The following is a 23078-nucleotide window of genomic DNA, read 5'->3' on the forward strand; positions in this document are numbered from 1 at the left end:
ATTACGCCACTGGGTCGGGACGGGTGGGTCGCGGCTGAAACGGCGGCGGGGCGTAACGCACCAGATGCCAACCGCGGCCGATTTCAGTGGCTGCGACCAGGCGGTGCCGGTCGCCCAACCCACCGACAAAGGATCGAGGTTGGCTGCCGGGCGGATGCCATTCGGCCCAGTCGTCGTGGGCGGTGCCGGTCAGCTGCAGTTTGATCGCGCCCTGATCAGATCGTTCGACCGCGGCGACACGCAATCGCTCGCCCAACAACGATGGCGTTTGCAACAGTACCAGCGTCTTGGGTTGGCCAAAGGGATAAGCCATGAACGGCCCCAGTCGGGGCAGCTGGCCATCCTGCACGGGCCAATCCTCGCGCAACGGCCGGGCGATCGTTTCTAGTTCTTCTACGTCCAGCAGCAATTGCAGTCGTTGTCCTTGCCATGCCAACGATTTGCGGTTGACCGCCAGGCCACACCACAGCGCGGCCACCGTTGCCAGGGCCAACAACGAGGCCAACGAGCGGGAGGCCGATGGCGAGTTGCGACGAAACCGATCGGCGACCAACAGCAAGACGCTTGATCCGGCCGTCAGGACAACTGCCCCCAGGGCGAGAAAGCGCGCCAGTTCAGCGTGCTGATAAAGCGTTTGGGCCTTCGTCATCACGGACGAATCGCCGACCGCCAGCGACTGGAATATCGCTTGGGAACGCAGGTCCAATAACGCCCACCCGGCCACCGAAGTCAGGGCCAACAGGTGAGCGGTCCACAGCAGTTTGCGGTGCATGCTGAATTCCGTACCCGTAGTGGAAAACTTATTGACAGTACGACAAGGCCATCAGCGCAAAGGCCGTGGCCAGGTTCTTGTCGTTCTCGAACCACCGCCGGTTGTCGTTGCTCCAGGAACCATCTTCGTTCTGTCGCTCGGCCAGCTCTGCCACCAAGTCCGCCTTCCAATCATGCTCGACACCTTCGGCATCGGTCAGCGTTTTGACCCCTGCGGCGTTCAAACCGGCGGCAAAGGTGTGGTAGTAATAGTACAACCCGGCCGAACCCATACCGGGATTGTTGTCCAGGTCGTAGTGATCGGTGACCCACTGCATGGCGGCTTTGACGCGAGGGTCTTCGGCCGTCAGCCCAGCAAAGATCATGCTCTTCAGCCCGGTATAGGTCATCGACCCGTAGCTGCGGAGTCCGCCGTTGGGGGTGTAGCGTTCGTCGGAGGTGCTGGGATCGATCTTGGTGACAGGGATCTCGTAATAAAAACCGCCATCGTCGACCTTCGCAGCAAAGGCCGTGTCGTTGTAGCCGGCGTCCAGGTTCTGGCAACGCGACACGAATTTCAGAGCTTGCTGGATGGCTGGATCACTGGCCTCCGTTTCCATGGCTCGCAATGCTTCGATCATATAGCCGGTGTTGGAAAGATCCGGCCGGCTTGTCCCACCGTAGCCCACGCCACCGTACCAGGGATCCGACTCGGCGCGTTTGCCTTGGCCGTATTGCATGTCGGTGACAAAAGCTTTGGCGTCGCGAAGGATGGCGTTGTAGCGGCCGTCCTTGTTGGCTTGGGCAAAGCAGAGAATGGCCACGCAGGTCTCGTAGTTCTTCAAGCGACCGTTGCCGTAGATGCCACCATCGGGTTTGACAAAGTCCTCCAACGCCCGCAAGCCTTGGACAACCATGGGATCGTCTACGGTGCGGCCATTACGCAGGGCAGCTGTGATCGACAACGCCGTAACCCCTGGCCCTACTTGGTCCGAGAACGTGCCGGCGTCCGATTGGCCTTCCTCGGTTAGATAAGCTAGGCCGCGGGCGACAATCTGATCGCGTTTGGTCGGCGGCTCGTTCCCGCTGGCTTTCTCCTCCGCGGTCAGTGGCAGCGGCAATGCCAGACTGGTGGCGAGGACAAAAAAGCGACAGGAGCGGCGGAAAAAGCAGCGTCGAAGCATACGGAAAGTCCTTTCGAACAAGCGAGGCGTGGGGGCACGGATCGGAGAAATCATTGTGTTTTGCAGGGGTTCGTCACATTCGCCCCCGCCGAAACGCAACCGGCTCCAGTGGTGGCGTGGAAAACCCTCTGCCCCCTAACGCACAGTCTGTGCCAAGACCCTACACCGGCGCAACGCGGAATCTGCTAGTGCTCAACGCGACATCCGCGCGCCCGGACGGACCAGTTCGTTGAAGCGGTCCACCGGTTGGTCGGCCGTCCAAGCGATCCCGCGCAGCAGCAGCGTGCGGAACAGCGGGTCGTCGAAGGTCCAGCTGTAGTGACCGGGGATGCTGACGAAGACGCGGCCCTTGCTCACCTGGTAGGCCCAGATCTGCGGCCGCGGCCGACCCTCTTCCAGGCTGCTGGCGAACAACGTGACCTTGTCGGCGTCGCCCGTCAGACGCCAGTAGCTCTCGTCGTACAGCTCGAGCCGCGGCATGTCTTGCAGGTCTTGCAGGTTGCGCATAATCGGATGCTCGGTGTTGTGCAGCTGCAGCGACAGCGGCCCGTGCCGGTAACCGATATTGCCGGCCTGCGACGCCAACCCGATCCGCCGGGCAAAGTCGGCCGCCCGGCGATCGCCATTGACCGCCCAGTGGATGTAGACCGCGCCGCCGCCGCGGCCGAAGTACGCGTCCATACTGGCTTGACGGCGGTCGTTCCAGGTGCCCTTTTGAAAGAACACCAGCACATCGGCGGTGGCCAGTTGTTGGCCGTCGGGAAAGTCCCAGGCGGTGTCGACGGTGACGTTCTCGGCCGCTCCCAGCAACCGGCTCCAGCGCTCCTGCCAAGCCGGGTAATCGTGCTCGCCCGGTCCATGATCCTTCTTGCCGGCAACGAGAACCATCTTGATCGGCGGCAGCACTTCGGGCCGTGACGCCGCCCCGGCCAGCACCGCGTCGACCTCCTCGGGCGAACGCACCGGCGGGGCCTCTAGCGGCGAATCCAGCGGCATCTGGATGGACTGCGGCGATAGTCCAGACGGCGAAGCTTCCTGCTGGGCCGCGGCGCGAACCGAAAACAAGGCTGCTGCGCACAGCGTCAGTCCAGCGAATCGAAGGACACGAATAGATTTCATCTTAATCGTCCCACTCATGCCGACTCGCTTTTACTGCGCCGCTTGGCCAGCTTTTTCATTTTTTTGACCTGCGATTTATCGACGACCCAGCCGCGGCAATTCCTGGCCTGACAGGCACACTCGGGGATCCAGTCGGCCGCTTCCCAGCCGTAGTCAAACGTCAATTGGCTTTCCGCTTCGATATTGCAGATCGCCACCAGAGCCATCGTGGTTTTCGTTAGCTGGACCAGTTCGCAATTGGGGCTGCAGGAGTGGTTCACGAACGCGGCGGGAATCGCCGGTTCCAAATACCACTCCGAATCCATCTCCATCACATAGGACGAGCCATCGTAGCGGTCCTGTGGTATCAGTTGGCCCTGAACCTCCATGACCAACTCAGCCGGCAGGAATTGCCGCTGGGCAAACACCCCGACGCCATAGGGTTTGACTTCGCGGACCGCGATGTCGTCGTCGGCGTAATGGCGATAGTCGTACAGCTTGTCCAGTTTGGCTTGCAGCTGTCGCCGCCGTTTCTTGCTCAGTGCCATGTAAGATGTCGGGACTCTTTTTCGGGATTTGGACAGGGCCGCTCGGGGTCGCTCGGGGCCGGTCGGGGCCGGTCTAGAGGCCGCCGGACGGAGTACAATCCGTGGACTCCGTCACGCCGTCCCATCCTAACCTCAACCTTTCCCCAGACCAAACCCATGAAGCGTTTTGCTTTTGTTATCTGCCTTTGCTTTGTCGCCAGCGGGCTTGCCGACGAGCCGCCGAGGTCAGGCCGCTCCTTCGACGTGCCAGCCGACACGCCCGCGATCCTGTTGGCCGACCAAGCCGACAATCGGATCCGGCTGTTCGATCCCCTGGCCACCGATGCTGACCAAGCGACGCTGTGGTGCTACCCCGCCGATGACCAACCGCCAGATCGCCACGTGCCGACCGATGCCAAACGCGTCACCAGCGAGGGGGTGGTCTACATCCTGGCCGCCTATCATGGCCGCGTCCGGCTGATCCGTTTCCGCGATCAGGCGGTGATCAAAGACTTTCCCTCCCTGGGCAGTTGTCATTCGGCGGAGCTACTGCCCGACGGTGCGATCGTGACGGCCAACAGCAACCACGGCAAGTTGCGGCTGCACCGGTCCGCGGAAGAATTTGTCGATCTGGAACTACCCTACGCCCACGGAGTGACCTGGGACAGAACCCGCAACTGCTTGTGGGCTCTGGGGGATTACCTGTACCGGATCGATTACACCGCCGGCGATCTGGTCATCGACAAAAAGTTCGCCCTGCCGATCAGCCCCACCGGGCACGATCTGTTCCCCTTGCGAACCGAAGCAAAGTTATTGGTCAGCAACAACGACGCCCTGTTCCTGTTTGAGATTGCCACGGAGAGCTTCTCGACGATTTCGGAGCTGGAGCACATCAAAAGCGCCAGCCAGCACGGGGACGGTTCGATCTGGATCAGCGACCCGCAGGAAATCGCTGGTGCCCGGCCGTGGCAAAGCGATTCGGTACTGGCCGTGCGGCCGCCTTCCAACAACAAGCGGTACACTCGCGACGGCTCGCGCTTCTACAAAGCCCGTTGGTGGCAACCGGTCGTGTTCAGTTATCCCGAAGCCAATTAATTCTGGCGGCCAGGCCGTCAACTCGCGCCGTTCGCCGGTGCCGTCGAAGAACGATTCGGTCTCCCTGCCCAGCCCGCATCGGCTCGCGGTATCATGACAGCTGCCAGCGATTGAACTTGTACGCTGCGATGCTCGGCTGTTGCCCGGCTGCGGTCAACCGAGGGCGAGTTCGCGAACTGAAAAGGAGATCTGGATGAGCGTTTCCCCGACGAAGCGGAGCAAACGTACGGAGAAAGCCAAGAAGCCCAAGCGGAACATCTTTCACGAACGCCTCGGTACGCTGACGTACTACCAAGCCTGCCAGTTGCTGGGCGACGATGCAGCCAACCTGATTCGGGCCGCTCAGAAGTACGAGATTCAACCCGACCGCGATGTTTATCTCGGTGGGGATCTGTTTCGCGTTCGTGTCGAAGATGCGGAGCTGGGCGACGAGGAGGTCGACCGTACCGACATGACGGAGGCAGAGCGACACGCCGGTTCCGGTCGCACGGCTAACGTGGCCATTGTCACGATGACTTTGCAGAGTGGCCGCAAGAAGCAATTGCAACTGAACTGCGACCGCTGTGATCTGCCCTGCGAACATCTCGGTGCCGCGGTCGAGTTTTTGTTAGACGCCAAGAGCGTACTGGGACTTGCGCATCCGCCCGATGAATCGGTGCCATTAGAGAATCTGACGGCGGAGGAGCTGCATCTGCGAGCGATTGCCGAACGTCAACAGCGGGCCGACAGCGAAGCGATGATGGTGCGGGCGACCGACAAGCGGAATCCTTGGGCCGATTATGTCGTGACCAGTCGTCGTTCGGGACGCAGCTACCGCGTCGCCGTGCGCAGCCTGGCTAACGACGGCGGATCGGACAACGGGGACGTCTTTTGCACCTGTCCGGATTTTCGGACCAACCATCTGGGCACCTGCAAGCACGTGCTTCACGTACAGGCCAAAATGCGCAAGCGTTTCATGGCCAAGCAGCTGCAGAAACCTTATCGTCGTCGCCGAGTTTCGCTACGCGTGGACTATGGCGAAACGCGCGGCTTATTGTTCGGTTTGCCAGATCCGTGCGACGAGAAAGTTCGCGAGATCATTGGTACCGCTGACCACCAGCCGCTGACTGATCCCCGGGATGTTCTCGTACGCATCCAGTCGTTGGAAGAGAACGGTTGCCCAGTCACGATCTTTCCAGATGCCGAGCGGTTGGTGCAGCGGCGGTTGACCCAACAACGGCTGGCTCAGCAGTGCGAAAAAATCCGTCAAGACCCGGCCACTCATCCGCTGCGCGAGGACTTGCTGCGGGCAAAACTCCTTCCATATCAGCTGGACGGAATCGCGTTCGCCGCGGGAGCAGGTCGGGCGATCCTGGCCGACGACATGGGGTTGGGAAAAACCATTCAGGGCATCGGCGTGGCTGAATTGCTGGCCCGGTTAGCCGACATCCGCCGCGTGCTGGTCGTGTGCCCGGCGTCGCTGAAAAGTCAATGGCGGAGCGAGATCGCTCGGTTCTGCGAGCGAGACAGCCAGATCATCATCGGCTCGGGAAGCGAACGGGCCGAGCAGTATCGCGGCGCGGCGTTCTTCACGATCTGCAACTACGAGCAAGTCCTCCGCGATGTGACGGCGATCGAAACTGTCGACTGGGATTTGATCATCTTGGACGAAGGCCAGCGAATTAAAAACTGGGAGTCCAAAACCAGCCGCGTAATCGGCCAACTGGACAGCCCCTTCCGGTTGGTGCTGTCCGGGACACCGCTGGAAAATCGTCTGGGTGAATTGTACACGGTGACAAAATTCGTCGACGAAGCTTTGTTGGGGCCCGCTTACCAATTCTTCAATCGACATCACATCGTCGATGACCGAGGAAAAACCCAGGGGTATCGTCAGCTGGACGAGCTGCGGCAACGGCTTTCGAAGGTCTTGCTGCGTCGGACCCGTGCCGAAATTGCGGACCAGTTGCCCGAACGCACCGACGAGATTCTTCGCATCGAAGCGACGCAGGAACAGCTGGACATCCAAAACGCCAACGTGACCAAGGCCGCTCGCATCGCTGCCAAGAAGTTCTTGACCGAGATGGATCGGCTGTTGCTGATGAGCTGTTTGAGCAACGCTCGGATGGCTTGCGACAGCACGTACCTGCTGGACCAGAATACGCAGGAATATAGCAGCAAACTGGAACGTCTGGCCGACTTGCTGGAAGGCCTGCTGAAGGATCCAACGCGAAAAATCGTGATCTTCAGCGAATGGCGGAAGATGCTCGATCGCGTCGAGTCGCGGATCGAGGATCTGGGCGCGGAGTACGTGCGTCTGGATGGGCAGATTCCCCAAAAGAAGCGAGCGGCGATTGTCGATCGGTTTCAGCAGGATCCGCGTTGTCGAGTCATCACGATGACCAACGCCGGTTCGACCGGACTGAACCTGCAAGCCGCCAACACGGTGATCAACGTCGATCTGCCCTGGAATCCGGCGGTGCTCGAACAGCGGATCGCTCGGGCTCATCGCATGGGGCAAAAGAACCACGTCCATGTCTACAAGCTCGTCACCGTCGCGCCGGGGACCGACGAAACGATCGAGGAACGCTTGCTAGACACGCTGGCCAGCAAACAGGAATTAGCCGACGCCTCGCTGAACATCGATAGTGACGTGTCGGAAGTGGCCATGGTCAGTGGCATGGAAGACTTGAAGCGGCGCTTAGAAGTCATCCTCGCCCCGCCCCATGCCGCGGTGGACCAGAGCCAACAGCAAGCGGTGCAGGCCGAAGCCGAGCGGCTGGCTGCGAAACGCGAGAAAGTCTCCGTGGCCAGCGGACAACTGGTCGCTGCCGCGTTGTCCCTCGCCGGCGAATTGATCGACGGTGCGAATTCCTCGCCGCCAAACCCCGAGCACGTAGCACAGCTGTCGCAGAAGCTGGGTGAATGCGTCCAGCGGGACAGCGAGGGGCGGCCTCAGCTGACGATCCGCCTGCCCGACGAAGCCTCCCTCCAAGGCCTCGCCCAAACCCTCGCCAAGCTCCTCCAGGACTGAGACGGCCGATTTGAGGGTGTCAGGACTCTCTTTCACTGCGCGCCGTGCGGCCGCCTTCGCCCGAGTTTGGACAGGGTACCGACCATCCGCGATGATAACGAGCAATTGCAGGTAGGTAGGATAGAGGAGACGCTTGCCGCGTTGTTTGACGAACCGCGAATTCTTGTTTTGGAGTGACACACATGACTCGATGGATTCTTTTGGGTTTGCTGGCCGCGATGCTTATCGCCGACAATCGCGCGCATGCGCAGTCGGTGGAGCAGTGGTATGAGGCTCACTGCGAAGCGGGATACGACCTGTATAAATGGCTGCACGCCAATCCCGAGTTGTCGTTTGAGGAAGAGCAGACCGCGGCCAAACTGGCCGCTCTGTGGCGGGATGCAGGCTATGAAGTCACCACCGGCATCGGTGGTCATGGCATCGTCGGGATCCTACGCAATGGCGACGGGCCGGTGCTGATGCTGCGTACGGACCTGGATGCTTTGCCGGTCACCGAACAGACTCCGCTGGAATTCGCTTCGCAGAAAACGACCACGCTCGCCGGTGGCGGCCAGTCAGGCATCATGCATGCTTGCGGCCACGACCTGCATATGACCAACCTGACGATGACCGCCCAGTACTTGGCCGCCAATCCGTCGCGATGGTCGGGCACGTTGATGTTGGTCGGACAACCCGCCGAAGAACGCGGGGCGGGAGCCAAGGCGATGCTGGAGGACGGTCTGTTCGAGCGGTTTCCCAAACCCGATTATGCCGTCGCGCTGCACGTGGAGAGTTCCACGCCGGCGGGCAGCGTGCGGATTCGTTCGGGCTTTGTGTTGGCCAACGTCGACAGTGTGGATATCACGGTCAAGGGCCGCGGCGGACACGGGGCAACCCCGCACGATACCATCGACCCGATCACGCAAGCCGCGGAGTTGGTGATGTCGCTGCAATTGATTGTCAGCCGCGAAGTGAAACCGATCGAACCGGCGGTGGTGACCGTGGGGTCGATTCAAGGCGGGACCAAACACAACATCATCGGCAATGAGTGCAAGTTGCAGATCACCGTACGCAGCTATTCCGATGAAGTCCGGCAGCAGGTTCTCGACGCGATTCGCCGCCGGGCACTGGCGATTGCCGAAGCCAACCGAGCACCCGCCCCGGAGGTTCGGATCAGCGAAGGCACGCCGTCGCTGGAAAACGACGCGGAGCTGGCCGCACGACTCGCGACCGTGTTCCGGAAAACGTTGGGCGAGGACCATGTGCTGGAGGCGGAACCGGCGATGGGCGGCGAAGACTTCAGCCGCTACGGCCGCGCCGGTGTGCCGATTGTGATGTACCGCCTGGGAACCATCCGTCCACAGCGGCTGGAACGTTTCGCGGAGTTGGGCGTCCGTCCGCCATCGCTCCATTCTTCTTCCTTCTATCCGGACCTGGAACCCACCCTAAGCACCGGAGTGCGTTCCCTGACTGCCGCGGCGCTCGACTTGTTGTCGCGTGAAGCAGATAGGAAGGAATGACCGGGTAAACAGTTGGAGCTGTGGGCCTATCAGTGGAACGCCGAGGCGAAGGCTTGGGAATTTCTTTCGAAAGTCTACGACAACGCCATCAACAACTTCCCGTCACAGAAGCTACCTTCGGGCGATTGGATTCTGACTCGCCGGGACGCACGCTTCAACGTGACGATTCTGATCGGCGGCCGCACTTCGCTGGACGCATGGCAAGCGTTCCCTGTCGTCGAGGTCGGTGAAGTCAACGGCTTCCGGCCCGATGAGCCGATCTTTTGGCTCGGGGAAGACAACCGTTTGAACGCTTTGTTTCGCGACAACGGCGGCTCTCAACGATTGTTTCATCCCACGTCCCGGGACCTTGGCGAAACATGGACTACGCCCGTCCTGACGAACTTTCCCAATGCGTCCAGCAAGATTTTCTCGATGGCCCCAGTCGTGGCTGCCGCGTCATGGTATCCAACTCCAAATCGGCAGTTTGCAGTATCCGCACATGATCGAGCACGACGAACATCTCTGGATCGCCTTGTCGCGATGCAAACTACAAACCGAGATGTTCCGCGTATCGCTCGACGCCCTCGACGAGGTGCTGGAGTAGCACAACGCGTTCGAGGCGGCAGGGAATCTTTCTCGTAGTGGACAGCGTTTTTGAGGGGAATTTGGTTTGCTGAGGGGACGGGGCTGCTATGATGAGGCGAAAGCGGGGCACTGTGCCTTTGTATCGTAGGACCCACGCCAATGGTTGCCTCTCAGAAGCCTTCTTGGTTCGTTCATTGGCTTCGCCACGGCAGATGCTGGTCCGTTGGCCTTACCTTGGCCTTGGCCTTGGCCTTGGCTCTCGCTCCGGCGGCGAGTTCCCAGGAGCTGACGCCGCAGCAGGTCGAGCTGCTTCATTCGTTGGATCAGCAGCAGATCGATCAAGCTTTAGAGATCGCCCAGCAGGCGGCTGAGTGGCGCCAGCGACTGCAGGCCGATGCCGATGCCGCCGCTCGTGAAGAGCTCGTCCGGGCCATCGCTCAAGAAGCCCAGGCCCTGCAGGCCCGGTACCCGGAACTGACCGCTCCGATCGACTACGCCAGCCGCATCGCTCCCATTCTTCGGCAAGCCGATCAGGCGTGGCGACAGGCGGAGTACGTGGCGGAAGAGTACGAAGGCTTCAGCGAAGAAAACTTCCGCGAGGAAGCCAAGCGGCGAGCCTGGGCCGAGGCGGCCGAGCGACTCGAGGAGGCGTTGGGAGCGGGCGTATTGGACCAGCTGGAAAGCCTCCGCGATCCGGCCGCCTATGCCAAACGGTTTGCCGAGGGCGAGCTGCAGAAGTGGATCTCCCAGCCGGTCGCGCTGGGCGGTGACGATTCGCTGCAGGCACGGATTCGTCCGCCGCCCGCCGGTGCGCCTTTGTTTGGACCCGAAGCCGAGTACGGCGCGGAGATCGTCTATATGGATGACCTGACCGTCGCGGCAACGGGAATCCACGTCGAGTACCAGCCCGGTCAGGTACCTCGCATCAACATCGATAACATGCGGGCCGAAACCAATCTGAAAGACATGGTGCTGGACAACGTCGCGGCGCTGGGCAACGAGTTTTCCGGCCAGCTGGATCTGCCGATCAAGGTGACGCTGAATGGCCAGCCGGAATTCGCAGCGGCCTCGGGCGGTGCTCGCGGCGGGATTTCGTTCGATGTCCAAATCGGCTTGCTGGGCGGGGACAGTGTTCAGGCCACCGCTGAGGATCTGGTCCTGTACCCGGGCAACCGCGTGGACTGGAAAGGCGGTTCGCTGACCGTGGCGGTGCGAACCGATTCGCCGGTCCCGATTGGGACCACGCCGTTTGGGATGTGGAAGATCGTCGGCAAGATGAACCCGCAGACCAAGGAGATCACGATCCGCACCCAGATCAGCACGATGGCCAGCCCGCCGGAAATGGTCGGTCTGGATGTGGGGCTGACCACCCAGATGCCGATCAAGTCGCTGAAGCTGGACGGGCACCTGATCGTCGGCACGCTCAAGTTCCTGCAGGCCGAAGGCTTGATCGACTTCGAGAAAGGCGAGATCGCGGGCAGGTTTCAATCGTCCGAGCAGGGTTCGCCGCTGGCACAGTTAGCCTTTGCGGACGGCTCGTTCCGTCTCCAGCGGGAACGCTTTCTCGCCGATGGACAGGTCGAACTGTTCGGCAAATCCTTCACCGACATGCACTGTGAGATCGATTTTGAGGACGGCAGCGGCCAGCTGTACGCGACCGGCGGATTTGAATTGTTTGGAGCCGACTTCGCCAGTACGCTGGCCGCGCAAATCGATCCCGGTTTCGGCCGCGTGCGGCTCGAGGCGATGCAATCGTTGACCGTCGCCGGAGTCGCACCCTATGGCGAGATCGGGGTCATCGTGACGGTGAGTGCCGATTCGGATCAGCCGGAAACCGTGCACGTGGTCGCCGAAGCGTTCGGACCTGGATTGAAAGCGGAATTCGACGTCCCTACGTTGACCGGGTGCACCGTGGCCGTGCTGCAAAAGCAACTGCAAAAGCAAGCCGTCGCCAGCTACCACCAATTACTGAAATCGCTGGCCAGTGGCGAGGAAGACGTGCGCAAGTTCGGGGCCAAACTGGACCAGAAAACTCGTGATTATGTCGACGAGAAACTGGGTGTCACGGTCGACTGGGGCAACGAAGATCTGAACCGGTTGGGGGGCGACCTATCCCGCGAGTTCAAGAATGCGGGCGGAGCGGCCAGCGACGCTCGCGAACAGATCGGCGGAGGGCTGACCGATGCCCGTGAAGGCGTTCAAGGATTCGGCCGCCGCGCCGATGAGGGTGCGCGGGAATTCTTTGGGTTGTGAGCAATATGATTCGTCAACGTATTCGCAGATGGATGGCTCGGTCGATACTGCTCGGTGCTGCCGCGCTGTTGGTCGCTGGTTCCCCCTCCATCGGCCAGGAGCTGAGCAAGCGGGATCAGAGCCGAGTGGATCGCTTGGACAAGATGGCCGCATCGATGGACGAGGTGGACGTGACCAAGAAGGAAACGTCCGGAGACCGTCAATCCGACGGCCGTCGCCAGAGCAAGGTCTCCGAGCTGAAGTTTCGCTTCCTGCTGTGCACCAGCGGCCTGATCAACGACGACAAAGATGGGATGCTGTTGTTTCCGATGCAGGTCAGCGGCTTCACCAGCACGCTGTCGCCGGGCGTCAAACCGCGTCGCCGCAGCGGGGCTGACTTGGTCGAAATCCGCGTCGTGTTTACCGGACTGGTCGGCCAGGATACCCCGCAGGCCGAAATCAAGCTGCCGTCGTTCAAGCAGGGCTCGACCTTTCCCGCGGCCGACCTGGTCCGCGAAGAAATCCAAAAGCGAATCGAACGCTTTCTTCCCGAAGCGGAAATCCAAGGTCGACAACGACGCCGCGAAAAATACTTGCGCGTGACCAACCAGACCGAGCAGATCCTGAAAGTGTTCGTGCACCGCCGCACCAACCGCTTCGATCCAGAAACCGGGTACCGGTGGCTGTGGAAGCCTGCGGAACCGGGCCAGCAGCCGCAGGTCGTGTCGATCGATCCCGGCAAGTCCGTGCGTCTGAAGGCCGACGGCGAAAACAGCGAACCGGACAGCGAGCAGGACGCCTCGCCGGTGACCGCCCAACGAGTGCGGATCTGGGCCGAGAACGAGGCAGGGCAGCGTTGGCCGAAGCATCGTGAGACCGACCTGTGGTTGGTCGATAAGAATCCTGATTTCGACGACGCTCGCGTTTATTACTCCGAACAAATCGAAACGTTCGAACGCGTTTTCGATCCCCAACCCGGACCCCACGTCTTCACCGAACGTGTGTTGCGGATGGCGAACAAGGCTCCCCAGCCGCTATCGGTTTCCCTGCAGTACCGCACCACCGAGCGCGGGCTCGCCGCGTGGCGAGAGGCCGAGTTTACGATCCCGGCCAATAGCGCCTTCGAACCCAAAGATGATTATGGAATGCGGATTCGCGCGTCCCGCATCCGCTTTTCGGCCGAGAGCGAAGACCGGCGCTATCGCACTTACCAAACCGATGATCTGTGGCTGGTGGAGCGTGTGGACGGGCGGCGAGCCTACCAGGCCGATGCGATTGGCCAGTTCCAGTACGTGTTCCAACCTCTTGCCGCGGGCGTCGACGTCGCCACCGTCACCACCGACAGTGCCGAGGTCAAAGACGGCAGCAAGACGATCGGCCGAGTCCGCAAGGGCGAACAATACGACGTGCTGCAGCGTCGCGGTCCCTGGACCCGGATCGCGTTCGCCTCCGATGGCAAACCCGTATCCGGTTGGGTGCTGCAAAAGCATCTGAAGGCCGGGCGTGACGCCCCCGGCGCTCCGCCGAGCGATTCGCGACAACGGTTTCGTACCACGCGTACCAACACCGAACTGAAGGTCGGCGGAGCGATCATCGCCAGCATCCCCAAAGGACAAGCCTACGACGTGCTGGAGCAACGCGATGGTTGGTTGCGTATTGAAGTGCAGCTGGACGGCGAAACCCGTCATGGCTGGGTGCGAAGCAGCGACGGTACGGTCGGTCCACCGGAATGATCCGCACCAAAGAATCGCGAACAGACTCTGGAGATCCACATGGTGAAAACGCATGCGACCTGGCTGCTGCCTCTGCTGGTCGGGCTGTTGTCCGTCGAGGCGTTGCGGGCGGACGATGTAGGGGATTACGCGGAAGTCACCGTCGAGGAAGCTCCGGTTCGCTCCGGGGAAGAGACGCTGATGCGTGCGAAGAAGGGCGAAAAGTTTGAGATCATCGAAATCCGCGAACCCTTCTTCGGCGTTCAAGTGACGCTGGCCGATGGCCAGCGGCGAAAGGGTTACCTATGGAATCAACATGCGCAGGCCGTGCCGCCACCGCTGGCCCCGCTGTACACGCCGCCGCCGCCCGAGCCGTACGTGCGGGTCACGGCCGGCGAAGCGACTATCCGCGTCGGTAAAACGGCTCTCGGTTCGGTACGCGCCGGCCGAGTCCTGCGGGTGGAAAAACAACAGCCCGGCTGGTTCTGGGTTCAACCCACTGCCGACGCCGCGTCGGCCGGTTGGCTGCAGGCCAAAGCCGTCGAGCCGCTGCCGCACCACGGTCCCTCGCAGGACGGCGTGTGGCCGACCAGTATCCAACAGGCCCGCGTCACCTGGAGCAAAGATGGATTCGTGATCAGTAGTCCTTTGTCCGCTGCAGACGAAACGCCTTTGGTACTTGCGGCAGCGGACCGAGCAGTCGACGAGGTCGAACGCAGCGGCAACCGTATCGAGGTCCGGCTTGCCGACGAATCACCGCTGGCACCGGGAACAAAGAGTCTGTGGATCGCCGAGCAGAACGGCCGGCAACACCGCGTCGATCTGCCGACGCCAGAGCTCGCCAGCACGGCCAGCAGCACGCGCTACGATTCCTCGCCCGAGCTTCAGTATCTGTCGATCGAGGTGACGGACGCTGCACCGGGCATGTGGCTGGAAGGCTGTCAGGTGCGGCCCGATCGCGAAAAACCCCGCCTGCGACCCCTGGACCGCAAGGGTTCAGCGGAGCTGTCGTTCACCGACCTCTACGAGTTCCAGGGAAAGACCTACGTCCGGATCGGCCTTCGCGATGTGTCCGATGATTTCAATCGATGGGTCTACCTGCGGGCCCATACTCCGTGGGGCGGTCGCAGCCGTACGGTCGCGCTGCGGCGTGTGGGCAACAAGGTGGAACCGAAAGCGACGCGGTTCGAAGATCACAAGTCCGGCTTTGTCGACGCCGTGGCCGAGGTTCCCAATGTCGAACTGATGCCCGTCGACTTGGCCGAGCAGGTTTTGAAGGAGGCCGGTTTGCAGGTTGAAATCGTTTCGGCGGCCGACCTGACCAAGGTGGCGAGTCCGGATCCGCGGGCACTGGTCAGCCGGCAGGGCGTGGCGGCTGGCGCGACGATGCTGTTGGGCAAGACCTTGTTGCTGTCGATCGGAAACACGCCCGAAGTAGCTCGGCCGGAATCGGCCAGCGGATTGACGATCGATGTGCTCGATGCGTTCGCCCTGGCGTCGCTGAAACCGCATTCTGCCGCGGACTTTGCTCCGGACGAAAACGGCTTGCAGTGGCTGACCGCCCAGCCCAACGCGACCGGCGTGTTGAGTCTGGGTGCCGACGGCGGTGTCTCCCTGGATCCCGACCGTTCCGCAACCCGGACCAACCAGGCTGCGTTCCTGAAACTGATGCTGTTGGCCACCCTGAACAATCCACCCGAGGCGATGCCCGGTTCGATCGGTGAAGTGTTTCGACAATTAATTTCTGTGGAAGACCGGATTCAACAACGCATACGTTCCGATCGAAGTTTGGAAATCGGGCGCGTCGCGGAGCGCGTCGCCCAACTGTTGGCCGCGGAGCTCAGTGCCGCCGATCGCAGTGCTCTGGAAGACGATTGGCAGCGGTACCGGCAACACCGGACCACGCCTGCCGACTATGACCTGCAGGGCAATCAGTTCGTCGGCGATGACCTGGCGCTGTGGACGATTCAGTGGTTGTTCGACCACGGCAAATACGATCCGCTGGAATCGACGGTTCCGGCCGCCGATACGCGCGGCCGGCCGCTAGCGGTGTTGTTCCAGCCGGGCCGGGCGCCGCAGTGGAGCCGCGAGGTGGGGATGCCGATCACGCCGCCCGGACAGACCGCGCCGACCCAAGAACAGCTGTCCGGTTTGATCGCTTCGCTGAACCAACAGGCTCCCTCGTCGGCCCCGCCGGAACAACTCATCCCGGACTCGCCGTCCCGCAGCGAACCGCCGCGTGGTGAACCGCTGGTTTACGCCGGCGACGGTCCCACCCACGTCCGCGTACCGCCGGTGGTCCGCCAGCCGGTTTCCACAGCCGACGAAGAACTCCGGAAGTTGGGGCTGCGCATCGCTCGCGCGGACCGCTTGCTGGACACCGATCGCGTTATCGCTAGCCGTCCCGAAGCTCGCGCCTGGGTGGATTCGGGCAGCGGCGTCGAACTGCAAGCCGAACGACGTGTGCCCGATGTCTTGGGATACACGCCCGACCGAGTCGACCGGGAACTGGAGCGGTGGAATTTTCAGGCCCGTCGGGACGGTCCCGCCGGCAGCAGTGATGTGGCTGTCGACCAGCAGCCCGCAGCCGGGCAGTTCGCCTCGGTGGACGATCCTATCGTGGTGCGTTTTCGTGTGCTGATGCCGGACTTGGTCGGCAAATTCGCGAAGGACGGGCTCGACCTGTTGCAGCAGCGTGATCTCCGCTATCGCGTGCAGACCAAGATTTTTCTGCGCGACCGGATCGTCGCTCAGGAACCTGCGGCCGGAACCTTGTTGGATCATGGCGACACGGCCGATCTAGTGGTCCACGCCCAGGTCCCTTCACTTGTCGGACGCACCCTCGCCCAGGCCCAGGCAAAGCTGGAGGAGTATGACCTTCGCGCCGAAACGCCCAACCGGTTGGCCCGCGACGGCGATACCGTTCGCGGCCAGCGTCCCCTGGCTGGCCAGTATGTGCCGCACGGATCCGACGTCCGCCTAGCCCCGATCGTTACCTTCGTGCCCAACGTCGTGGGACTCAGTCTGGGCGAAGCCGAAACGGTGCTCCAGCAACAGAACGATCTGGGCGTTCGTCCGATCGGCCCCTTGCTCGCTCGCGATCGCATCACCAATCAAACGCCGCGTCAGGGTACCGAGATTGAACGCGGCCAGACCGTGGTGTTGGATGGTCGTGTACCGATTCCGGATGTTCGCGGCGACAACCTGTATTCGGCAACCAATCGGATCCGCAGCGCCGGCGGTGAACTGGCGGTCGATGTGGAGGGATCCGGGCAGAATACCGATGTTGTTTACTCGCAGAATCCCAACCCTGGCGTGCTGGCGATGCCTCGTAGCACCGTGTCACTGACGCCGGGGGTCATGATCCCATCGGTCAGCGGCCTGTCGGTCAATGAGGCCCGTCAGCGTTTGGCAAGGGTCAACGTCGACAGCCGTGTGACGTCCAGCGGGACACAGGAGACCCGAGATCGCGGGATGGCCGGTCAGACGGTCGTCAGCGGTCAGAGCCACCAAGGACTGCATCCGCGCCGCGGCATCGGGCAGGTCCGATTGGGCGTCACCGAATACGTTCTACCTGTTCGGATTGTTCCCCGCGTGGTTGAGATGACTCCGGCGGCCGCGATCGCTGCCATCGAACGAGAGGATCTACGGGTCGACACGGTGGTCGTTACGATCGTGCCTCGCGGAGGAACGCGCCGTATGAGCGTCGGAGAGTTCCGCACGTTTATGTTCGGTCAAGCGTTGGCTTCGTTGATCGGAGGTAATAGCAGCGAGCAAGCGCGGATCGAATCTGCTTACGCCTCGCATACGCAAGCCAGAGCGGGAACGCGTCTGGTCGCCGGAGACAGCGTCGATCTGTTCGTGGACGTGAGGGTCAGCTATGGCGAGGGCAACGGTGAGAGACCGAACCGGTAGCGTGTTTTTAGTTTCCAGCCAATGGAGAGAGTCGTGATTGCTTGCCTAGTGTTGCTTTCGGCCATCGCCGCGGATCCCGGGTCCGGTGTGGCGACGCCCGATCTGAAGGGCGAATCGATGCAGCGAGGTGTCCAGCTGCTGCGGCTGCGCGGTCTCGAGCCGCTGCCGGGCGTCTACTTCATCTCGCCTGACAACTGGCGAGCCGATATCAAGCCGCAGACGGTGTATCTACAGTTTCCCCGCGCCGGTGCCACCGTTGATGCGGGCAGTCCCGTGGCCGTCTGGAGGTTCGAGCGAGCCCGGCGGCGGCAGGCCAAGTTGAAAGTTCCGGATTTGGTCGGGAAGACTTGGCAAGCGGCTCAAGAGGCGTTGGATGCCGCCGAGTTGCCGCTGATGAACGCGACCGAAGCGGCCGGCGCGACCGATACGGTTACGGACCAGTACCCCAAAGCCGGCCGCCAAGTCTATCGTGGAACGTCCGTGTTTCTCAAAGTCCTACCCAATCCACATTAAGCACGTCGGCATGAATCTTTCGGTGAAACCCCGCGACAACACCCTCCCGCGCAGCGGGAGGGTCGGGCTCTTAGGCCCGGGGAGCCCGACCCTCCCAGAGGGAGAGTAAAGCCGAATGAAATGTTGCGACGTGCTTAGAGGTGTCACCACAATCAAGGTGGCCCTCCGAGAACCCCGGATGCACCCTTTAGAGGTCGAGGGCTAGGATCGACAGGTCGTCGTTCAGGCGGCCCGCGTGACTCCAGGCCAGCACGGCGGCTTCGATCCCCTCGAGCACTTCGGCCAGGGGCCGCGTTTGCGTTTCGATCAAGTGTTTGCCGAGCCGCTGTTCGCTGAACTCCTCGTCGTGCTCGTCCAGTTGTTCGACCACGCCGTCGGAATAGGCCACCAATCGATCGCCGGGATTCAGCTGGATTTCGCAGTCGTCGAATTCGTAGTCATCGATCACGCCGATCAACATCCCGGACGCGTCCAGAGGCACGGCGCCGGCGGTCGGGCTGACGCGCAAGACCGGCGGGTGGCCCGCCGAAGCGAGCTTCAGTTTCCGGGTCCGCGGGTCGAGGATCCCGTAGCACATGGAAAAGAACCGTCCGCCGCATTGTTCGATCTGGAATCGGCGGTTCAGCTCGCGGAGCACGTCGCTGGGGGCGCGGACCCGGAGGGCGTCGTCGCCGTTATCGGCGTCGTACAACAGGGAAGTTCGTGAGGGCGTGGGGTCCATCATGCGGCTGATGCTGACCGACAGCAGGGACGCCGCAACGCCGTGGCCGCTGACGTCGGCGACGTAGAAACCCACCTGATCGTCGCCCAGTTTGAACGCGCCCAGGATATCTCCGGCCAATTCGTCACAGGGACGAAACTTCCAAGCGAACTCCACGCCCGTGACCTCGGGTGCATGGGCCGGAAGCATCGAGAACTGGAGATCCGCTGCCGCGTCCAGGTCGGTTTTCATGCGTTGGTTCTGCAGCGACAGTGTCTGCTCGAGTTCCAGGATGCGTTTGCCGGCGCCCACGCGAACGCGGAGTTCGTTGCGGTCGAAGGGTTTGGTTACGAAATCGTCCGCGCCCGCTTCCATGCCCTGGACGATCTCGTGCTTCTCGCTCTTGGCGGTCAGCATGATCACGTAGGTGTAGGGTTGCTGGGCGGCCGAGCGGATTTTCTGGACCAGTTCCAGCCCGTCCATCTCGGGCATCATCCAGTCGGTCAGCACCAGCGGGAACGCGTTTTCCTGGAATCGTTGCCAAGCCTCCGCGCCGTCGGCCGCCGCGGTGACCTGGAACCCCAGTTTTTCCAGGTTCCGCTGTAGTCGGATTCGGGTGGCCGATTCGTCTTCCGCGATCAATACGTTCAAGGCAGGATTCCAGTCAGGGAGGGATAGTTTTCGAGGCTTGGCTTCGGCGGTCCGCGATGGCGCCGGACTCAGGCTTGCAGGCAGCGTCGCAGTTCGCTTTCCAGACGCGTCAGTTCGGCGCGCAAGCGTCGGCAGAGGGACTCCGCCTCGGCCAGCGCCGCGTCCTTGCCCGCCTGTTCGAGCCGTTGTGCGGTTTCGAAGGCGGCCTTGGCAAAGAAGTTGCCGCTGCCACCCTTGATCGTGTGGGCGTGTTGACACACCCCGGCGGCGTCATCGGCCGCGATGGCTTGTTCGAGGCTCTCGATCAACTGCGGGACCAGGTCGAAGAACGATTGGATCATCTCCTCCAACAGCTCCTCGTCGTCCTCGTACTCCGCCGCCAGTTCTTCCTCGTCGAACACCTCCTCGACCGGCTGCTGGTTCGCCAGCCGGTCGGCATCGGCCGCAGCACTTGCGCCGCGGTCGGCCCCGCCGGCAGCATTCGGTTCCGCCGCAGCATTCGGTTCCGCCGCGGCTTTTAATTCCGCCTCGGCATTCGGTTCCACCTCGGCATTCGGTTCCACCTCAGCTTTTAATTCCGCCTCGGCTTTTGGTTCCGCCTCGGCTTTTGGTTCCGCCTCGGCTTTTGGTTCCGCCGCGGCTTTGGGTTCGCCTTCGCCGGGTGGCACGCCGGGCGGGGCGGCGGCTGCGTTGGTTTTCTGGATAACCTGCTCGATAGTGGTATACAGTGCTTTGCGGCGGACGGGTTTGGAGACGTAGCCATCCATACCGGCGTCCAAGCAGCGTTGGGCGTCGCCCTTCATGGCATGAGCGGTCATGGCGATGATGGGCAGGTGTCGGCCGCTGGCCTCTTCCGCCTCGCGAATCGCTTTGGTGGCTGCAAACCCATCCATTTCCGGCATCTGGATATCGGTCAGTAACAGGTCGAAATCTTCTTTCCCGAGGACTTCGATGGCTTCGCGGCCGTTGTTGGCGACCACCACGGTGTGGCCTCGTTTTTCCAGCAGACGCACGGCCAATTGCTGATTGGGCGGGTGGTCCTCGGCCAACAGGATTCGCAGCGGCGCGGTCGTGGCCGAGTCCTCGTTGTCGGCGGCCGGCGGTTTGGGCAACAGGGATCCACTCGCGCCCATCGCCATGCCGATTTCCTCCAGCAGCTGCGATTGTTTGACCGGTTTGGTCAGCAACGCGGCCACGTTGATGGCTTTTGCACGGGCGGAGTCACCGCTGCTGCGCGACGAGGTCAGCATCATCGCGGTCACGTCCTGCAGTTTGGATTGCGTCCGCACCCAGCCCAGGAAATCAAAACCGTCCATGCCCGGCATGTTGACGTCGGACAGAATCAGCTGAAACGGCGGCGGATCGGACTCACCCAGCATCGCAATGGCTCGCTGAGGGCTGTCGACGATCGTCGGAACCAGGCCCCACTGCGACAGCATTTCATTCAGGATTTTGAGGTTCGTGTGGTTGTCGTCGACCACCAGTACTCGCAGCCCCTGCAACTCGCTCAGCTCGGCGGCCACCGGTATCGTGGCCGGATCTTGAACGGCAAATCGAGCTGTAAAGTGGAACGTCGTGCCGATCCCGACGGTGCTTTCGGCCCAGATTCGCCCATCCATCAAGGCCACCAATTGACTGGAGATCGACAGTCCCAGTCCGGTCCCGCCGAACTTGCGGCTGGTCGAGGTATCGGCCTGGTCGAAGGCCCCGAATACCTTGTCGATCAAATGTTCTGGAATCCCGATGCCGGTGTCCGAAACGGCGAAGTGCAAAAGCACCGTTTCTTGGTCGCGAGATTCGATATCGACTTTGAGAACGACTTCACCCTCCTCGGTAAATTTGACGGCGTTGCCGATCAGGTTCACGACGATTTGTCGAAGTCGGCCCGGATCGCCGAGCAGGTAATCCGGAACATCGGGCAAGACGTGGCAGGCCAGTTCCAGACCCTTCTTGTGAGCGCGGACGGCCAAGGTATGCGTGGCATCGCCCAGCACGTCGCGGAGCCGAAAGCTGACCGTATCCAGATCCAGTTTGCCGGCTTCGATCTTAGAAAAGTCCAGGATGTCATTGATCAACATCAAGAGGGCTTCGCCGGAGGACAACACGGTCTGCAGGTATTCGCGTTGTTCGCGATTTAGGTCGGTGTCGAGCGCCAACTCGCTCATGCCGATGATCGCGTTCATCGGCGTGCGAATTTCGTGGCTCATATTGGCCAGGAAATCGCCTTTGGCCTGACTGGCCGATTCGGCTGCCAACCGGGCTTCGTTCAGTTCGGCGGTGCGCTGTTGAACGGTTTCCTCCAGCGTATCGCGGTGTCGCCGCAGCTCTTCGGTGCGCTGCATGACCAGACGTTTCAGCGAACGGTTCCAGGCGACAATCGCGCCGATCAACGCCAGGGTGGACAGGACCACGATCCAGAATCCACGCTGTTGGTACAGCGGTGTCGGTGGGGGCAGAGGCGTCACCCAACGATTGGTGATCACTTTGCGCTGTTCCGGAGAAATCGTATCCAGACCTTTTTGCAGAATCCCTACCAGTTCCGGCCAGTCGCTGCGGACGCAGCATCCCATGTGGTAGACAAAGCCGCTTTCGCCCGCGACGCGCACATTGGCGATGCCTTCGCTCTCGATCACGTAGGAAGCCGAAGCGTAGTCACTGATGAAGGCGGTGACGGCTCCGGAAGAAACCGCGAACAAGCCCTCGCGAGCCGTCAGCACGGGGACCAGTTCGAGGTCCGGGTGATTGGCTTGCAGGTAGCGATGGGTCGCGTACCCTTCGGCTACCGCCACGCGTTGCCCCTTGAGGGCCTGCATGTCCAAGGTTTCGTCGCCGTGGCGAACCAGGATCACCGCCGGAAAATGAATGTATGCTTCGGTAAAGCGAGCGTACTCCAAACGGTCGGGCGTTTCGGCGGCCAGCGGGAACATGTCGACTTCGCGCTCGCGCAGCATGCGCAGGTTTTCCGACCAGGAATCCGTCTGCACAATTTCAAATTGGATGCCCAGGATTCGCTCCAATTCGCGCATGTAATCGGAGGTGATTCCCACGTAGTTGCCCTCCTCGTCAAACCACTCGGCGGGCCGGTAATCGGGCGTGGGAGCCAGGCGAATGACCGGATGGGCTGCCAGCCAAGCACGCTCCTCGGCCGTCAGCAGATCGTCCGTTGGCTGCTGGGCAGAGCCCCCTCGGACCGACAGCAGGCAGACGACCAGAATGAATAAACAGCGGTGAAAAGACAGGTGAAAAGACATGGGCTCGAGGGGTTGTTATGGCAGGCCGACGCGGACCCTCTCGGAAAAGCGGTGGTAAGGGTGGATCGACGTCGGCGACGAGCATCTGTGGGGACCGAGTATAACCGTCGGCGAGCCGAGCATCGAACGCGTGAACCCCGTCCACATCGAAGCATCCACGCTGCGGGACGGTCCCGCGGCCTGGAGGGGCTGGACGTTTTGTGAAGGCATCGCGCGGGCGCGGAGCACAACCCTGTTAATTGTGAGAGTTTCGCCGTGCGGCGTTCGCGTCACCGCTCTGCGTGAATTCTGACTGGTGTTTGCTTTTTTGTTCAGCCCGCCCCCGCGCGGTGGGCGATCTCCTTTGCACAACAGATTCTGTACCGTGGTGCGCT

Annotated in this window: 14 protein-coding genes; 8 read left to right on the top strand and 6 right to left on the bottom strand. The window is 61.8% G+C overall.

Annotation, left to right across the window (positions count from 1 at the left end):
* Window position 1: 1 nt before the first annotated feature.
* The 4 genes from GE027_RS14895 to GE027_RS14910 all read right to left on the bottom strand — a co-directional run bounded on the left by GE027_RS14895 (window position 2) and on the right by GE027_RS14910 (window position 3580).
* Window positions 2-772 (bottom strand): hypothetical protein, encoded by a 771-nt coding sequence (locus GE027_RS14895; RefSeq protein ID WP_153558004.1) that lies wholly within the window; start codon window positions 770-772, stop codon window positions 2-4.
* A gap of 28 nt (window positions 773-800) precedes the next feature.
* A complete protein-coding gene (locus tag GE027_RS14900) occupies window positions 801-1934 on the bottom strand; it encodes a prenyltransferase/squalene oxidase repeat-containing protein (protein ID WP_153558005.1) in 1134 nt (377 codons plus the stop codon).
* A gap of 192 nt (window positions 1935-2126) precedes the next feature.
* Window positions 2127-3053, bottom strand: coding sequence for a ThuA domain-containing protein (locus GE027_RS14905; protein WP_153558006.1), 927 nt, complete (start codon window positions 3051-3053; stop codon window positions 2127-2129).
* A gap of 14 nt (window positions 3054-3067) precedes the next feature.
* Window positions 3068-3580 carry an SET domain-containing protein gene (locus GE027_RS14910; RefSeq protein WP_153558007.1) on the bottom strand — a complete coding sequence of 171 codons (513 nt, stop codon included), beginning with the start codon at window positions 3578-3580 and terminating at the stop codon, window positions 3068-3070.
* A 156-nt stretch (window positions 3581-3736) separates the two neighbouring features.
* Here GE027_RS14910 and GE027_RS14915 point away from each other — a divergent pair, with 156 nt between their 5' ends.
* The 8 genes from GE027_RS14915 to GE027_RS14950 all read left to right on the top strand — a co-directional run bounded on the left by GE027_RS14915 (window position 3737) and on the right by GE027_RS14950 (window position 18102).
* Window positions 3737-4654 carry a DUF6528 family protein gene (locus GE027_RS14915; RefSeq protein WP_153558008.1) on the top strand — a complete coding sequence of 306 codons (918 nt, stop codon included), beginning with the start codon at window positions 3737-3739 and terminating at the stop codon, window positions 4652-4654.
* 193 nt (window positions 4655-4847) lie between these two features.
* Window positions 4848-7664, top strand: a complete 2817-nt coding sequence (locus GE027_RS14920; RefSeq protein ID WP_153558009.1) for a DEAD/DEAH box helicase — start codon at window positions 4848-4850, stop codon at window positions 7662-7664.
* 182 nt (window positions 7665-7846) lie between these two features.
* Window positions 7847-9163, top strand: a complete 1317-nt coding sequence (locus GE027_RS14925; RefSeq protein WP_153558010.1) for an amidohydrolase — start codon at window positions 7847-7849, stop codon at window positions 9161-9163.
* Window positions 9164-9554: 391 nt separating this feature from the next.
* Entirely contained in the window at window positions 9555-9749 is a 195-nt protein-coding gene (locus GE027_RS14930) for a hypothetical protein (RefSeq protein WP_153558011.1), read from the top strand.
* Window positions 9750-9976: 227 nt separating this feature from the next.
* Entirely contained in the window at window positions 9977-11983 is a 2007-nt protein-coding gene (locus tag GE027_RS14935) for a hypothetical protein (protein ID WP_162006746.1), read from the top strand.
* 5 nt (window positions 11984-11988) lie between these two features.
* On the top strand, window positions 11989-13695 hold the full coding sequence (locus GE027_RS14940) for an SH3 domain-containing protein (RefSeq protein WP_153558013.1): 1707 nt from the start codon (window positions 11989-11991) through the stop codon (window positions 13693-13695).
* Between the two features lie 39 nt (window positions 13696-13734).
* Window positions 13735-17589, top strand: coding sequence for a PASTA domain-containing protein (locus tag GE027_RS14945; RefSeq protein WP_153558014.1), 3855 nt, complete (start codon window positions 13735-13737; stop codon window positions 17587-17589).
* 33 nt (window positions 17590-17622) lie between these two features.
* Window positions 17623-18102 carry a PASTA domain-containing protein gene (locus tag GE027_RS14950; RefSeq protein WP_162006747.1) on the top strand — a complete coding sequence of 160 codons (480 nt, stop codon included), beginning with the start codon at window positions 17623-17625 and terminating at the stop codon, window positions 18100-18102.
* 187 nt (window positions 18103-18289) lie between these two features.
* Here the strand turns inward: GE027_RS14950 and GE027_RS14955 are convergent, their stop codons facing one another.
* Both GE027_RS14955 and GE027_RS14960 read right to left on the bottom strand, forming a co-directional pair.
* Entirely contained in the window at window positions 18290-19453 is a 1164-nt protein-coding gene (locus GE027_RS14955; protein ID WP_162006748.1) for a PP2C family protein-serine/threonine phosphatase, read from the bottom strand.
* 68 nt (window positions 19454-19521) lie between these two features.
* Complete coding sequence (locus GE027_RS14960; RefSeq protein WP_153558017.1) at window positions 19522-22704, bottom strand: response regulator; 3183 nt, start codon at window positions 22702-22704, stop codon at window positions 19522-19524.
* Window positions 22705-23078 lie beyond the last annotated feature (374 nt).

It is taken from the genome of Roseimaritima sediminicola (assembly GCF_009618275.1).
Taxonomy (GTDB): domain Bacteria; phylum Planctomycetota; class Planctomycetia; order Pirellulales; family Pirellulaceae; genus Roseimaritima; species Roseimaritima sediminicola.

Coding starts and splice junctions, on each gene's coding strand:
- GE027_RS14895 (WP_153558004.1), bottom strand. CDS start 772: ATGCACCGCAAACTGCTGTGGACCGCTCACCTGTTGGCCCTGACTTCG.
- GE027_RS14900 (WP_153558005.1), bottom strand. CDS start 1,934: ATGCTTCGACGCTGCTTTTTCCGCCGCTCCTGTCGCTTTTTTGTCCTC.
- GE027_RS14905 (WP_153558006.1), bottom strand. CDS start 3,053: ATGAAATCTATTCGTGTCCTTCGATTCGCTGGACTGACGCTGTGCGCA.
- GE027_RS14910 (WP_153558007.1), bottom strand. CDS start 3,580: ATGGCACTGAGCAAGAAACGGCGGCGACAGCTGCAAGCCAAACTGGAC.
- GE027_RS14915 (WP_153558008.1), top strand. CDS start 3,737: ATGAAGCGTTTTGCTTTTGTTATCTGCCTTTGCTTTGTCGCCAGCGGG.
- GE027_RS14920 (WP_153558009.1), top strand. CDS start 4,848: ATGAGCGTTTCCCCGACGAAGCGGAGCAAACGTACGGAGAAAGCCAAG.
- GE027_RS14925 (WP_153558010.1), top strand. CDS start 7,847: ATGACTCGATGGATTCTTTTGGGTTTGCTGGCCGCGATGCTTATCGCC.
- GE027_RS14930 (WP_153558011.1), top strand. CDS start 9,555: ATGCGTCCAGCAAGATTTTCTCGATGGCCCCAGTCGTGGCTGCCGCGT.
- GE027_RS14940 (WP_153558013.1), top strand. CDS start 11,989: ATGATTCGTCAACGTATTCGCAGATGGATGGCTCGGTCGATACTGCTC.
- GE027_RS14945 (WP_153558014.1), top strand. CDS start 13,735: ATGGTGAAAACGCATGCGACCTGGCTGCTGCCTCTGCTGGTCGGGCTG.
- GE027_RS14960 (WP_153558017.1), bottom strand. CDS start 22,704: ATGTCTTTTCACCTGTCTTTTCACCGCTGTTTATTCATTCTGGTCGTC.